The sequence below is a fragment of the Pedobacter jeongneungensis genome, from assembly GCF_000633455.1.
In the GTDB taxonomy this organism is placed as follows: domain Bacteria; phylum Bacteroidota; class Bacteroidia; order Sphingobacteriales; family Sphingobacteriaceae; genus Pedobacter; species Pedobacter jeongneungensis_A.
Genome location: NZ_AYMG01000016.1, coordinates 113,589 through 128,544, shown reverse-complemented (window position 1 = coordinate 128,544; position 14,956 = coordinate 113,589). Strand labels below are relative to the sequence as shown.

The 14,956-nt window shown below is 42.7% G+C and carries 14 protein-coding genes; 7 read left to right on the top strand and 7 right to left on the bottom strand.

From position 1 onward, the window contains the following. Positions 1-68: 68 nt before the first annotated feature. Positions 69-521, bottom strand: coding sequence for a hypothetical protein (locus tag U859_RS0115850; protein ID WP_025144325.1), 453 nt, complete (start codon positions 519-521; stop codon positions 69-71). 689 nt (positions 522-1,210) lie between these two features. After that, the gene (locus U859_RS0115845) at positions 1,211-1,492 is read right to left on the bottom strand and encodes a hypothetical protein (RefSeq protein WP_025144324.1); all 282 of its coding nucleotides are present in this window, start codon (positions 1,490-1,492) and stop codon (positions 1,211-1,213) included. Between the two features lie 229 nt (positions 1,493-1,721). On the opposite strand from U859_RS0115845, the gene U859_RS0115840 reads away from it, so the two are divergent. Together U859_RS0115840 and U859_RS0115835 are read left to right on the top strand one after the other, a co-directional pair. Beyond that, positions 1,722-2,237, top strand: a complete 516-nt coding sequence (locus U859_RS0115840; protein ID WP_025144323.1) for an RNA polymerase sigma factor — start codon at positions 1,722-1,724, stop codon at positions 2,235-2,237. Positions 2,238-2,319: 82 nt separating this feature from the next. Continuing rightward, positions 2,320-2,634: a ribonuclease inhibitor gene (locus tag U859_RS0115835; protein ID WP_240183064.1), complete on the top strand. Its 315-nt coding sequence runs from the start codon at positions 2,320-2,322 to the stop codon at positions 2,632-2,634. Between the two features lies 1 nt (position 2,635). On the opposite strand, the gene U859_RS0115830 is transcribed toward U859_RS0115835, so the two are convergent. The 5 genes from U859_RS0115830 to U859_RS31140 all read right to left on the bottom strand — a co-directional run bounded on the left by U859_RS0115830 (position 2,636) and on the right by U859_RS31140 (position 9,638). Next, a complete protein-coding gene (locus U859_RS0115830) occupies positions 2,636-4,039 on the bottom strand; it encodes a YihY/virulence factor BrkB family protein (RefSeq protein ID WP_025144321.1) in 1,404 nt (467 codons plus the stop codon). Further along, positions 4,023-4,388, bottom strand: a complete 366-nt coding sequence (locus U859_RS0115825) for a hypothetical protein (protein ID WP_025144320.1) — start codon at positions 4,386-4,388, stop codon at positions 4,023-4,025. Before U859_RS0115825 ends, U859_RS0115830 begins: the two co-directional genes overlap by 17 nt. Before the next feature lie 317 nt (positions 4,389-4,705). Then, positions 4,706-5,902 carry an FAD-dependent monooxygenase gene (locus tag U859_RS0115820; RefSeq protein WP_025144319.1) on the bottom strand — a complete coding sequence of 399 codons (1,197 nt, stop codon included), beginning with the start codon at positions 5,900-5,902 and terminating at the stop codon, positions 4,706-4,708. Positions 5,903-6,402: 500 nt separating this feature from the next. Next, a complete protein-coding gene (locus U859_RS0115810; protein ID WP_025144318.1) occupies positions 6,403-6,759 on the bottom strand; it encodes a response regulator transcription factor in 357 nt (118 codons plus the stop codon). A 101-nt stretch (positions 6,760-6,860) separates the two neighbouring features. Continuing rightward, entirely contained in the window at positions 6,861-9,638 is a 2,778-nt protein-coding gene (locus U859_RS31140; protein WP_025144317.1) for a PAS domain-containing protein, read from the bottom strand. 1,089 nt (positions 9,639-10,727) lie between these two features. On the opposite strand from U859_RS31140, the gene U859_RS0115795 reads away from it, so the two are divergent. The 5 genes from U859_RS0115795 (at position 10,728) to U859_RS0115775 (ending at position 14,940) form a co-directional block, all read left to right on the top strand. Then, positions 10,728-11,198, top strand: coding sequence for a hypothetical protein (locus U859_RS0115795; protein WP_162799949.1), 471 nt, complete (start codon positions 10,728-10,730; stop codon positions 11,196-11,198). Positions 11,199-11,208: 10 nt separating this feature from the next. Continuing rightward, entirely contained in the window at positions 11,209-11,586 is a 378-nt protein-coding gene (locus U859_RS0115790; RefSeq protein ID WP_410477225.1) for a DUF4134 domain-containing protein, read from the top strand. Further along, a complete protein-coding gene (locus U859_RS0115785; RefSeq protein ID WP_316931573.1) occupies positions 11,586-11,915 on the top strand; it encodes a DUF4133 domain-containing protein in 330 nt (109 codons plus the stop codon). The genes U859_RS0115790 and U859_RS0115785 overlap by 1 nt, the downstream gene beginning before the upstream one ends. Next, the gene (locus tag U859_RS0115780; RefSeq protein ID WP_025144313.1) at positions 11,912-14,407 is read left to right on the top strand and encodes a TraG family conjugative transposon ATPase; all 2,496 of its coding nucleotides are present in this window, start codon (positions 11,912-11,914) and stop codon (positions 14,405-14,407) included. The genes U859_RS0115785 and U859_RS0115780 overlap by 4 nt, the downstream gene beginning before the upstream one ends. Positions 14,408-14,562: 155 nt before the next feature. After that, the gene (locus tag U859_RS0115775) at positions 14,563-14,940 is read left to right on the top strand and encodes a hypothetical protein (RefSeq protein WP_025144312.1); all 378 of its coding nucleotides are present in this window, start codon (positions 14,563-14,565) and stop codon (positions 14,938-14,940) included. Positions 14,941-14,956: the final 16 nt, after the last annotated feature.

The following is a 14,956-nucleotide window of genomic DNA, read 5'->3' as shown; positions in this document are numbered from 1 at the left end:
AAAACCCCATCTTCAATAAATAATTATTAATTCGATAGAAAAGTTATTTTCTTGCTTAGTATATGATCTTATTGTTTTACAACAACACCATCTTGTCTTACCAAGGTTTTATTGTTGATGTCGATTACAACCAAAGTATATGGAGCTCGGTTTAGCGAATCAGTAAGATAATTTCTGTACACTTTGTAGCTATAGTTGTTATTATTGAATTCATAATAATAGTTGCCACCGCTTCCATCGGGAATGATTTCACCATCAGCAATGATCATGTCTGGTTTTGCAGTGATTTTGGCATTTGCTCCCCAGGACTGGTATAGGTAGTTTCCGTTTGGCTGTTTGTCGATTCTGATTTTAAACTTTTTAGTTTTAATGATGATTGTTTTAGGTACTTTTTCCTGGTTGATTGTTGCTATTGCCTTATCAGTTTCGTTGTCGAAAAGTGAGTGGTTATCGTTTCTTTTTATATCTGCGAGTGATAAAATTGGAATTAGTGTCAACCCCAGTATCATTTTATATATCATGTTGTTTTTTTTTAGTTTTCCTTAACACAATCAAATTTAAAGCCAGTTATACATGAAGGTTCGACGAACTTTGGTATTGCCCTTTCATAAGTTTTCTATAGACTTGTTTGCTTGACTATTTTTATCAAATGAAAACTACAATATTGTCGTTTTAATATAAAACTATATATAATGTGCGGCCAGGCCTGATAAACATCATCACCATATTTTACAAATCACCATTTTATATCTCCTAAAGCAAGGGTTGATAATTGTTAGGATCATACATCTGGGAATTGACACCGTTGCATCTCTTTTGCAGGAGTGATAACTTTTCGCAACCTAAGCTGATTAATCAGATCAGCCCCAAATTATATGACTATTGAACATAATCCGATCAAGAGTATGGGATAGTATCTAAAATTAAAAACTGATTTGCCATTTAATATAATTTAGACGCTTATTATTAATCCATTTAGATGGTCAATGGCCAATGCATCTCGATAGTTTGGATTAACTGTTGACTTTTTTAGTTCAGGTAAAAAACATAGCTGCTTTTTCGTTGCTTGTGATTTGAGTTATTTTAGTCCACTGGTGGGTAATTTAACTTGGCCATGGGTTATAATTTTGAATACTAAGGAAATAGGTATTTTCAAGGCCTCTTCTCTTCTCATTGTTATTTAAAACAGCGTATGTTCATCAACTTTCAATTAGTTGAGAGCCTTCTGAACAGCAGCTATTGCACCGATATAGGTAAAACTTGCAAATCCGTTTCCTTTTTCTGTTTTTACGATACCTGTAAAACTATCCGGATAATCGCCTGCCGATTCCCAGGTCTGCTTTGCTGCCTTCGCATAAAGCAATAAATCGGTGTCCTCCCTGACTAAAAAAATCATGGTATTATCCCCCTCAACTTTACTGCGATAGCTATCGATAAACTGCTTGCGGTAGTAGTCGAATAACAGCTGCTTATTTTCTGTAGTGTCAATCATATTTTATCGTTTTAAATAACATAACAACGCTTAGTGCTGGAATGTTCAGTGATGGTAGACAACTTAGGGTGATATTTTCTTTTTAAATCAATCAATCATGTCAATGACTTATTACTTCTGTCAAGTTAAAAAACCAATGGAGATGATGATTTCCTATGTTTTACTTCATTCAATCCCATTTCGGTCAATAATCCTTATTATATTTGTTGCTAAAGTTTTAATAAAATAGATGAAAAAACGAATCTTTGGAAAAATGATCGCTGACCATGCTGATATACTCAGCGCCCATGCCCTGAATTTGACCAGAGATGAAGATGCTGCAAAAGATCTTTTGCAGCATACATTCTTAAAAGCGCTGGATAAATATGAAACCTACCGGGAGGATGGTAATCTTGGTGGCTGGCTATATTGGATCATGAGGAACAGTTACATCAATGATATTAAGAAGATGAGTCTTCGCAAGATTTCAGGTCGGTTAGTTTCAGATGTTTCTTATGCTGAACTCTTGCCGGGAGCTGCGCAGAACCTGAGTGAGGGATCTTTTATTAAACGCGATATCCAACATGCTCTTGCAGGCATTAGCCCCATCTATGCCGTTGCCTTTGTTCGCCATTTTGAAGGTTATAAGTATGAGGAAATAGCTGCATCATTGAGTATTCCGGTGGGTACGGTGAAACGGCGAATCCATACGGCCCGTGTCCAACTTCAAAAGGCATTACATCAATATTCCTGTTGTGAAAACTAACGACAGTCCCAAAGCGCTTACCATAGAAGGGGAGCTGATTATAGATATCTACTCCTTCTACCGGCACATAAATAGCCTCTTTATGGAGGAAGAAGACTGGAGCATTGCAGAGAGTCTGGATGCATTTGATGATCTGTTATATGGAGGTTATGGTATTTTAAAATCACATCCCCATATCAACCTCATTTGGAGAAATCACCAATTCTCTGCTGATGCGCTGGGGCGAGAGCTGACCAGAAAGTATTATTTAAAAAAACTGGAGCCTGGATCCCCTTTCAACAAAACATTTTTTATGCAACAGCTAAATGAGCTTGATGCTGGGCGCGGGATGACTTACTTTGATAAAATTGTTGAAATCATTCGGAGCCATGAAAACATTCAGTTGTTTTTAGTTTAATTTATTGCTTATCGTTTTCCGCGTGGGTGTCCTGTACAGATTTTGATCCCTGTTCGACTTCAATCTCTTTTATGGTAACCGCATAATGGTTTGGCAAAATTTCTGATCCGTATGTAATCGCGTAAGATTTGGTAAATTCAGCGCCAAAATACAGAATGATGGAGGAATAATAGGTCCAGAGCAATAGAACAACCAATGATCCTGCCGCCCCGTAAGTGCTGCCGACATCGCTCTTGGAGATGTATAATGAGATACCCATCTTACCGATCAAAAACAAAACGCCTGTCACCAATGCTCCGGCCGCTACATCTCTCCATTTGATATTGGCATCTGGTAAAACTTTGAATATGACAGCGAAGATAGCTGAGACCACCCCAAGGGTGATGACGGTATTCAGGATGTAAAAAAGTATGACCGATATATCGGCAAACCTGGCCTGCAGCCGGGTGCTGAACCCATCCAGAACTGCGGTGACGCCTAAAGAAACCAGCAGCAGAAAACCCAGGGAGACAATGACTGAAAAGGAAAGAAACCTGTTCTGCAACATCTTTAGCCATCCCCGTTTGGGCTTAGGCTTGATTCCCCAAATGGTATTGATGGAATCCTGAATATCTCCAAATACACTGGTGGCGCCAAGGAGAAGGGTAACTAGCCCAATAATAAATGCGATAGTTCCTTTATCCCCCAGGCCTGCATTTTTGATGATATCCTGAAGCTGCATGGCCGTTTCAGATCCCAAGAATCCTTTCAACTGATCAAATACTTTACCCTGGGCAGCTTCCTTTTTCATAAAGATTCCGCATAGAGATATAATGACAACCAGTAGGGGACCCATGGAGAAAACGGTGTAGTAAGCTAATGATCCACTGATTTTGGTTACTTTATGATCACCGAAACCGGTAAAGGACGTTTTCAGGACTTGCCAGAGTCCTTTGAAACTAATCTTTTTCTTTTTTTGCTGAGTTGGAAGCGGATCATTTTTTTTGGGGTTGATATTTAATTCTGGTTCCAGAACTTTGGGCTCGGGTGCTATGAGTTTGTGCGTGTGTTCGGTTAAACGTCCTTTAGGGGTTGTGGAAGGCTTCAATACCTTTTTCGCCAGCAGTTTGGCAGCACTGGTGAGCATGATGCGCTTGAAAAAGCCGACCTTTTTGGGAATGATTTTTTTAACCAGCAGGGAGGAAAGTTCGGGTAAAAGTTTACCGGCAGGATCCGACAGACTTTCCAGATTTCGCTCGAAGGGCGTTTTTGTTAGGCTTTCAGCGACTGTTGCCGGGATTTCCCAGGCAGCTTCCTTAACGGACTGCCTGATGCTGTTTTCGCCTGCTTCAATCTCTTTTTTTAACAAGGATTGCTGAGCAGTGAGATCGCCTATGTTCCTGATATCCCTACTGAGTTTTTTCATTTGCTAAATGTTTTTCTAAAAGTCTTCTAATGCTAAAATTGATCAGTAGTTTTTCAACGAAAGCATTTCTGGAAAGCATGATGAGTGCAACCAGTATGTAAAATGCGGTAAGGCAGCTGAACCCTATCCAATAACTGTCTAGCAAATCAGAAAAGAAAAATCCAAGGGTAACTGTCCCAAAGAGAAAAGCGAGTAAAATGCAAACCGAAATCAGCAGGTTAGTAAGCACATCCGAGAACACTTTTGCGACCAAGATGAGTATTTGCGATTTGAGTAGTTCCAGTCTAAGTTTCAAATTTTCGCGAATTTCGACAATGATGCGCTCATGTCTGTTGTTAGCTATAGCCATATCTGTTCGTTGTGGTTGATGATGCAATATTTTCCGATAACTTCTATCATGATCTTATTTAAAGAGTCCCGTTTTATGTTTGTTTTTCTAATCAGTTTTAAGCTAATGCCGGCTTAACCGCTTATTCAGGATAGGTAATTACTTATCATCTCCCTATAGTTAAATCCATTTTAAATATTGACAGAATGGATGGTCGCCTGCATACCAACACTTGATGTTCATTAAATTCGTTGGATAGTAATACTATCTTTTTTTATTTAAATCCAACCTTGACATTGATAATTTGTTTGAAAAATTTCAAAAAATATTTGTCATGACTATGCCCCTGAATAGTGCTTTAACTCCAGATCCTTTTGCGGTGCTTTTTTATCTCGGCTAAAAAGCCTCATGATGTATTTAGCTGGCTTGCTCCCTGCAATTGAAAACAAAGTGTTTAAAATATTTACACCCGTCCTGGATTTGGGGTACACCAGCCCTGGAACTCCGGGTGGCAGCTTTTGGACTTTTTCCACAAATGGCCTCAGCTGGTTTTCAAAGCTTTCGAAAGCGTGCTGATAATTTGCATTGTTATGTAGTTCTCCAGCAATGATATATGCTCCGGCAACGGCGAGGTCTGTGCCTTTACCGCCAATGGGCGTTACGCAATAGGCAGCGTCACCTATCATCGCAACCCTTCCTTTACTCCATTTGGAAACGAGGACCTGGCTGAGTCTTTCCATATAAAAATCTTCACTTTCCTGTATGTCTTTCTTCAGTCTTGGTGCTTCCCATTCCGCGTCTTTGATGCGTTGCAGGAGTATTTCTTTCTGGTCCTGGATTGAAAGCTTTTCGAATCCCTGTTCTTTGGAACGGAAGTTAATGCAAACCCGGGTACTTCCATGGTTGTCCGGCCGGATTAAAAACACGATTCCGCCCGGGGCATTATGCCAGCGGGCCCATTGATTATCTGAAGGTTTTCTGGCCGCTGTGAAATATGAAGTATACAGCCCAAGGTACCGGAATGTAACGGCTGTTCCAAAAACCTTTTCACGGGTAGAGGATCCGATACCTTCGGCAATAATGACCAGATCGAAACAGGCTGATTGCCCATTGCTAAAGGCGATATTAACTTTATCATTTCGCACTTCAATACCTTCAATCCGTTCACCAAACCTGAACGCTACATTTTCTTTAACCTTTTCATATAAAATTTTAACGAAATCACCCCTGAGGATTTCCATTTCCTGGGTCATACTCAGTGCATCTTCTTTTGGGAATTCAGCAAGAGTATTGTTTTTTTGATCAACAAAACGTATCCCGATCTCTGTGGTGTTGGCCTGTTTGATGTTGTGCTCAAGGCCCATCATTTTCATAATTTCCCAGGCACTTCCCTTGACATCAATGTTCTGGCCACCTAAACGGAGTTCGGTACATCGCTCCACAACAGTAACCTTAAAGCCGTACCGGTCTAACCAGAAAGCAAGTGTAAGGCCCGCAATACTTGCTCCAGAGACAAGGATATTTGAATTTTTCATTTAAAATTGATGATACATTTTAATTGGGTAGTGCAATTTATTTGATTCTCGTATACAATATGAAGCCACTTTTACTGTGTCGAAAAGTTAGTGCAATTTATTTTCGCTAGCCAGATGAGTTTAATGCAGCGTGATTTATGTAGGTTCTGTTTTTCCAGCTGATGAACTAACAACATGTTTTTTGATTGTGTTACAAAAAAATCAAGTGCATAAACTTCATACACAATTATCGGTAATTCCTGAGTCAAGGTGGCTGTCATACACTTAATCTTAACTCACTTTGAGTATCATTCTTGTTTTCCTTTCCGCTTTCTAAGTAATGGCATAATCCGAAATTCAATGACCAGTAATATCGCTCTTAAAATCATTAAAGCAAGAAGAAATAGTACGATTAAGAAAAGAGTATCAGCTAAATATTTCATTGGCCCAAAAGCATGTTTTTAGTTTTAATTGGGGGCAAAATAATTGATGCTTACTATCTCGTATGACTATCAAGGAAATTAGGCGATCGCAGATTTTATTCGCTCAAGTAGAACATTGATGTCAAAAGGTTTACTGATAAAGTTTTCAGGTTCACATATTCCAGTTAAATCTTCAAGATGCGCGTGGGCACTCATAATGACTACCGGAACTTCATCATATTCTGAACTTTGTTTCATCTCTTTGCATAAGTCAATCCCTGATCCGTCCGGCAGCATCACATCAAACAGATATAAATCCGGAAGGATGGAAGTATCCCTGTTCCTGAAATCGGTAATGGTTGCAAATGATTGTACAATGTAAGCTTCTGAAGTAAGCAGTAGCTCGAGCACCTCTCTTATACCCTGGTCGTCCTCTAGTAAAAATATTTTTCTCATACCCTTTTAATAACCAAACAACAACATCCGCCGTTTATTAGTTTTGGATATTCTGTAATCGTGTTATTATCAAGGTATAGCGAGTTGATTTAATTGAACTATTAATTTCCAATAGGCAGGCAAAACCAAAACTCACTTCCATTTCCGAGTTCACTTTCTACTCCTATTCTCCCGCCGTGATTCTTAATGATTTCTGCGCTGATGTAAAGCCCCAATCCCAACCCGGTAAATTTTTGTCCCTTGTAGTCGGTCCGGTAATAACGGTTGAAAAGATGTTTAAGCTTTTCCTGGGCAATTCCTGGTCCGAAATCTTTCACTCCGATTTTAATTTCGTTGTCAGCTGTTTTGTTGGCCGTTACGACGATTTTGCCAGAATCCGGGGCATATTTGATGGCATTGGTGATGAAGTTGACGAGCACCTGTCCAATCTGCTGGTTGTCAGCGAGGATCATCTGCGCTTTTTCGCCTTCAAAAACGATCTGCTGTTTAGAGCTCTGTGCGACGTGCGAACAACAATCGTCGAAGAGCTGGTCCAATGAAAACAGCGTTTTTTCCATTTTCATCTGTCCCTGTTCCATGCGGCTGGTATCCAGTAAATCATTGATTAATCGGGAAAGGTTTTCCAGGCTTCTGATGGATTGTAAAATCAGTTTCTCCCTTGATTCTTCAGGTAATTTATTGTGTGATCTTTCGAGCAATTGTAATGAAGCTTTGAGCGAAGTAACGGGAGTTTTGAGTTCGTGACTGGCAATGCTGATAAAATCATCTTTTCCCTGTGTGATTAGTCTTCTGGAAGTCACGTCCATAAAGGTTCCTATTCCACCTGTAAGATTGCCCTGTTCATCAAAAATCGGCGCTGCATTGATGGAGATGTAGATCCGGTCTCGGTCAGGCGGCTGTACACCGATCTCCACATCGTAAACCTGACGCCCGGTAGACATCATGACGGACATCGGGTGCTCTTCTTGCGGGAGCGGGGTTCCGTCGAGACGAAGATTTTGCCATCGGGGGTCATCATAGGTGCGGTCTTCAATTTCGCTCAAGCTAAGCCCGAGAATTTGCTGCGCCATTGGGTTGGCATAAACCAGCTGTCCAGTAATATCTATAATCCCGACCCCCTCAGCCATAGTCTCCAGAATTCCCTGCAGCCTTTGCTCACTGTCTCTCAGCGTTTCTTCGAGTTTTGTTTTTTCCTGTATCGTACGTTCACGCTCCCGGATGGCAACAACCTGGTCAGTAACGTCGAGCGCCATATCGATTACGCCGGTCACCTGGCCGTCTTCGATATAGGGTGCATAACTGAAATTAAAAAATCCTTCGGTAAGTTCTCCATTTCGAATAAGGCTTACCGTACTCGATGATTCCGATCGCGGATGTCCATCCTGGAAAGTTTCAATCAGTTTTTTTGCTGCGTCCTGACCGACCAGTTCGGGGATTTCCTTAAATAGTGGTTTTCCGATAATACTTTCGTCCTTTCCGATCAATTCCAGCATCGGCGAATTGATCATGGTAACAATAAAGTCTTCTCCCTTGACCAGTAGCATCGCAACAGGTGCCTGAGCGATGAGGTTCTTAAAGCCAGCTTCGCTATCGCTTAATTTGATGTTAAGCTTATTTACCGAATCATAAAGCGCCTTTAACTCCACATTGTTTCGCTCAAGGCTATTGTTCGCCTGGTTCAGTTCTGAGTTTACAAGTTCGTAACCTATGTTCGAATCATTCAAGTGATCATTCTTTTCTTCCAGCTGGAGATTGATTGTTCTGATCGTTTGGTTGAATGCTTCGAGCTGCTCATTGGTTGAAGTGTACTCTTCGTTTATCACGCTCAGTTCTTCATTGGTCGATTGCAGTTCTTCATTCAACACGGTAAGTTCCTCATTATATTCCTGCAATTTCTCTTCGCTCGCTCGTAAAGCCAGCTTTGCCCTGATCTGCTCGCTGGTATCCTGAACGGTGGCCATGATGGCATCTACTTTACCATACGGATCCAGTATTGGAATAAAGTCTATGCTCAAATACTTGGCCCCGTTGTGTTCATCCTGTCTTGACGAATCCAGTACCTGTTGCAGGGAAATTTTTTCAGCCGAAGAAAATACTTTATCAAGCTGGGTGGAAAATATCTGGTCTTTTAATAATGGAAATACCTCCAGCATTGGCCTTCCGATCACCTTCTCTTGTCGATGTCCCCAAATTTTGAGCATCTCCGGGTTAGCGGTCTCGATCAGCATATCTTTCCCTTTCAGTAGGGTCAGGCCGATAGGTGATGAGCTCACCAATTGCTGCATCCTGTTCTCCGTGTAGATTAATTGGTTATGGATTTTTGAAAGCTGGTCATTGGCCGCTGCAAGCTCCTCGTTAGTGGCCTGGTACTCTTCATTAGCAGCCTCCAGTTCCTCATTAATCTGTTGCTCTCGCTCTTCTTTTTCCCTGACCAGTTTCCAGGCATTTACCCGCTCAGTTACATCGGAAGCGGTATGCAGGATGCAGAATATATTGCCCTGGGAGTCAAAAACGGGCTTGTAGACGAAATCAAAATAAGAACTGACCAGTTCACCGTTAATTTCCAGTGTAGCTTCCACATCTTTTCCGACATATTTCTCTCCAGAATTCCAAACCTCCTTTAGCAATGCGGTAAAAGGCTGGCCCTTGAGTTCAGGCAAGGCTTCTTCAAATTTTTTACCGATTACAGACGCATCCTTTCCCCAGAATTTGAGCATATCTTGACTGGCAAGCTGTATAACCAAGTCTGGGCCAATATAAATCGCGGTAGCCTGGGTGGATTGGTTTAAGATTTCGAGCAATGCCGGATTGCTCATAGCGGAAAGGAGGTTGTTCATCAACAGGTAAGTAGGCTTAAAAATAGCTTTCAAAAATAACATTTCCTAAAATATTTGGGAAATTATTGCCCTTATCGCTCTGCAATTGCTAACAACATTGGGGAATGTTAGGCTACAGGCAACATCGTTTAGTGATAAATAATGCAGTATAGCGCTTTTTTACCGTCGGAATTCGCCGCCTGTAATGTAAAAGATTTTCAAATGTTTAAGGGCGAATTAGGAATATAAGATTTTTATGGGTTTTGCATTAAATGGCTTCTTTTCAGTAGTATCTACGGTATTTTAGATCTGGTTTATGGAGCTCCAAATTTTAAATTCTGGACAGGAGAGCTTAAAACTGGTAACTAAAAAATGCTTCATTTGTGTCTGGTGACACAGATTAGACTCAAGCCTTAGCGCTTTTGCAAATAGGCCTGTAAGAAAAGTTTGATGCTGCTGATGAATACCGTCCAGGTAGTGGGTATTAATTAAAACCACACCCTTCGTTTTTGTTTTTTTGGGGTGGTGTTTAAGTGTCTGGTTACTGGCTGGTCCACTAAGCCATCTATCTTAATCAGGTATACTTGCTATAGATAATTTTCACATATCTTTCAAGCAAGTTAGCATGCCCAGCTTGGTATTGATTGGGCCGTTCGGGCATGTTGAGTGGACTAAGGCCATTCCGAATGGCCGGATGGACATTCGGAAATTTAACCGGTTAGGCGTTAAGATGTTGGGTGGTGATTCAACAAAATAGCAAGCAATCCTACAATAACTCGTGGCATTTTATGCCTGATTAAAGACCTTGAGATCTTCTAAAAAAGGTTAAGCTTTTTGGGTTTGTCTGCTGCCTGGTTGGCTTTCTGGCGCTTAAGTGTAAGTTTAGATATCCTTGCTGTGATGTTTCCACGGCAAAGGGTCCGTTCGGACACGCCGAATGGACCCAATTGATTTCTGGATGGCCGTGGTCTTTTCACAAGTTCTAGCAATAATGATTAAAGGATTACTGGAATATTTCTGCGCTCAGACATTGCCTGGCCGATATCGCGAAATTATCAAATACTATTTTTCCCAGTTCTGAAAAGCAGCTACACTAAATCCAAATCTTTGTTCTGCATGGGCAATCAAGCCCGATGTCTAATTAATAAAACGATGGATGATTTACTATCTAAACTGTCCCCTTACTGGGTTGAGGTCTCGGTTTTATCTGGTCTTTTAGTATTTGGTATTCTCTTATTTTGGCTGAAGGCTTGGCGAATTAAAAGCATTCGCGGCGGACCTGTAAAAGATTTAAGTTTTCATCAGCCTGCTGAACATAACCTGATGGGAAAGGTGAGGCTGGATGAGGGGGTGATCGAGGTGCCGGTTTCTGAACTGCGTTTTTCGGTTTCGGGTACTGGGTCGGGTTTGGTAGCGGACGTAACAGCAGAGCTTAAAATTATCTTTCAGCAGCTCGCTGCCGGGGATAAAGGGAAGGTGGATTTCTTTCGGGAAATGATTGGCCTCGAGGAGAAGTACGAGGAGCTCTTCTCTCATCCAGGGCTCGTGGAAGTGCGACAGTTTATTAAGTCGCATGCGCCTTTTGCGCTGTCGAGGGAAGAATTAACAGGTTTTTGGGGATAGTAAAATTTTTATGATGAATAGATATTTAAAATTTAAGTGCTGGGGTTTTACCAGAACAGACCTGGATACAAGCTACTTTTCAATTGGTTTCTGGGGCAGCCTGACCGGGGTGTTGGTTTTGATGCTGGGGGTGGCATTTGCTGGTCATGCCCAGAACGGGCAGGCGGGGATTCAGGAGGCAACCAACCAGGTGAGAAGCTATTTTGCAACTGGGACTAATTTGATGTATGCAATTGGCGCGGTGATGGGCATCATCGGGGCGGTGAAAGTGTATCAGAAATGGAACGCAGGGGAACCTGATACGGGCAAAGTGGCGGCGGCCTGGTTCGGGAGCTGCGTGTTTTTGGTCATTGTGACTTCGGTCCTTAAATCTTTCTTCGGGGTGTAATGATGGGAACAGTATATCAGATTAATAAGGGGCTGAATAGGCCGATTAGTTTCAAAGGGCTTCAGGCGCAGTACATTGCGTACCTGGGTGCAGGTCTGGTGATTTTGCTAGTGGGGTTTGCAGCAGGGTACATTATAGGATTGCCGCTGCTATTGCTCTTGCCATTGACGGGGATGCTTGGCGCAGGACTATTTACGGTGGTGAATACGCTCTCAAAACGTTTTGGCAGAGATGGACTGATGAAGTTTTTGGCGGCGAGGAGAATGCCAAGATATCTGTGGTTTAATTCCAGGCGGCTGTTTACCCAGCTTAAATCTATAAAGCAATGAAGGGAAGATTTGAATATAGCCTGGCTGGTGGAGGCGTAAAAATGAAAGGGATATTTCCTATCTATAAAGTAGAAAAGGATTGTCTGCTTTCGGTAAATGGGGATGTAACGGTTGCTTTTAAGCTTACGCTTCCGGAAATCTTTACGCTTTCATCGAATGACTATGAGGCGATGCATCAGGCTTTCATCAGAGCGATCCGTTTATTGCCTGAGCATAGCATCTTTCATAAGCAGGACTGGTTCTTGAGGGAAAAGTTCAGCGCCAGCTCAGCTGCGGGTGATTTTTTGGAAGTGGCAAGCAATGCGCATTTTTTCGGTCGGCAGCGTCTCTCGCAGGAAAGTTTTGTATTTATCACCTGCAGGGGGCATTGCAGGAAACTCTCCAGTTCCGCGGCCAGTAATCTGCTTCGAAAACGGATCGTACCGAAATCAGTTCTTCTGGATAAAGGGTTTTCCGCATTCTTCGATGGGGTGGCGCAGTTCGTACGGGTGCTCGAAGACAGTGGCTATTTTAAACTTGAGCGGTTAGATGAGGATGCGCTCTGCGGGACGGCGAATAGGCCGGGCCTATTGGAGCGCTATTGTTTTCTGATTGGGGAGGATTCGCCCTCGGTGCTTCGGGACGTGCACTTAAAGGGTGGGATTTCTGTCGGTGAAAAAAAGGTGGAATTGTTTTCCCTGTCCGATGCGGAGGATTTACCGGGCAACTGTGGCCCAAGGATTAACTATGAGCCTTACTGCACCGATAGGTCTAAGTTTTCGGTAGGATTTGCTTCGCCCCTGGGACTGCTGCTGGATACCGAGCACATCTATAACCAGTATATTTTTATCGGGGATGAGCGGAAGACGCTGAAAAATCTGGAGGCTAAACGCAGGCGGCTGAATTCGCTTTCGGCTTATTCCAGGGAAAACGCGGCGGCGAGGGATGCGGTGAATGATTTTTTGAATGAGGCGGTGGTGATGCAGCGGCTGGCTGTTCGGGCGCATTTCAATGTGCTGTGCTGGTCAATGGACGAGTCTTCAGGGCAGTCTAGTGGTACAAGGGTAGCCTCAGCCATGGCGGGGCTCGATGCGGTGTGCAAGTTGGAGCGAGACGGGGCACCTCAGATCTGGTATGCTGGAATTCCCGGCAACGCGGCGGACTTTCCGATGAATGACAGTTTTGATACTTTCTTGGAGCAAGGCTGTTGCTTTTTAAATCTGGAAGGGAATTATCAATCTTCTGATTCTGCCTTTGGTTTTCGGCTTGGGGACAGGCTTTCGGGTTTTCCCGTGCATGTGGATTTATCCGATGAGCCGATGCGGCTGGGGCTGATCACCAACCGCAATAAGTTTATCCTGGGGCCTAGCGGGTCTGGAAAGAGTTTTTTTACCAATCATCTGATGCGAAGCTGCTTCGCGGGAGATGCGCATGTAGTCATTGTGGATATCGGACACAGTTACCGCGGCTTATGTGAACAGGCGGGCGGCTATTATTTTACCTATTCCGAGGATTCACCAATCTGCTTTAATCCGTTTTTTATTGCTGCCGGGGAAGTATTGGATACCGAAAAAAAGGAAAGCATTAAAACCTTGCTACTCGCGCTATGGAAACGCGAAGGGGAAACTTACCGACAGAGTGAATATGTGGCGGTGTCAAATGCGCTGAACCTGTACTATGCTTATCTCTCGGATCATCCTTCGGTTTTTGCCTGCTTTGACAGCTTTTATGAGTTTTTGATGGATGATTTTTTAGAAGTGCTAAAGGATGGGCGTGTGGCCGAGCGGAACTTTGATATTGATAATTTTCTTTTTGTGCTTAATCCCTATTATAAAAATGGTGAGTTTGGGTACCTGCTTAATGCGAGAGAAAACCTGGATTTATTGAATCAGCCTTTTATTGTCTTTGAGATTGATTCGATTAAATCCCATCCGATACTTTTTCCTATTGTCACGCTGATCATTATGGAAATGTATGTGGCTAAAATGCGCAAACTTAAAGGGGTACGCAAGATTATTCTGATTGAAGAAAGCTGGAAGGCGATAGCCAAGGAAGGCATGGCGGAATACATCAAGTTTCTTTTTAAAACGGTGCGTAAGTTTTTTGGGGAGGCAATCGTAGTCACGCAGGAAGTAGAGGATATTATTTCCTCTCCAATTGTCAAGCAGGCAATTATCAATAATTCAGATTGTAAGATACTTTTAGATCAGTCTAAATTTCAAAACAAGTTTGATGACATCCAGGCGCTGCTGGGCTTATCGGAAAAGGAAAAGGCGCAGGTGCTCTCGATGAATCGGGCGAATGATCCCAGCTTCCGCTATAAGGAGGTCTTTGTTTCGCTCGGAGGTCAGAAGTCGATGGTGTACCGGACAGAGGTGAGTCTGGAAGAATATTTATGCTTTACGACCGAAGAAACTGAGCGTTTGCAGGTAGATGCTTATAGCGAAAAGCTGGGCAGCCTCGAAGCGGGGATAAAAGCGCTTGCGGCGGAGATGAGAGTGAAAAGTAGGTGAGGATAGCGGCTTTTTTGGATGGGCAATTTGCTTTGGCGAGCGGGGGTTAATTTAGGTTGGTGTAGAGAGGCCAGTTTGGATTGGTGAGGGCAAAATTATTGAGCCTATTAGGGATAAAAAATAAATCATAAACCAGTTAAAATCAATAAAAACGTATGAAAAACAGATTGATGGTGATAGCACTGCTAGCCATGCTGGGCGTGTTGGGCAATTGCAGGCGGGCTTCGCTTGAGGAATTTATAAGGGGCGTGTATGTGAGCCATAGCCATGGAGAATTCGCGGTAGCATCAGACACGCTCGTAATTGGTGAGGCAAAAGGTAATGTGTACCCCATTGTTCGCAACACCGCTTATCAGGTTTTACTGGATGGCAGGCTGGGCAAACGGGAGTGGGACAGCGAGCATTGGACTGGGATATGGGATGAAGGGCGGCAGGTGATGCAGGAGCAGAAAAAAGGCAGGCTGATCCGCTTTGAGGTGGATTCAGCCCGGCTGGTGATTGGTCGCAGGGTGTATCAGAAGGTGGATAGATAGGAAATAATAAAGGTTA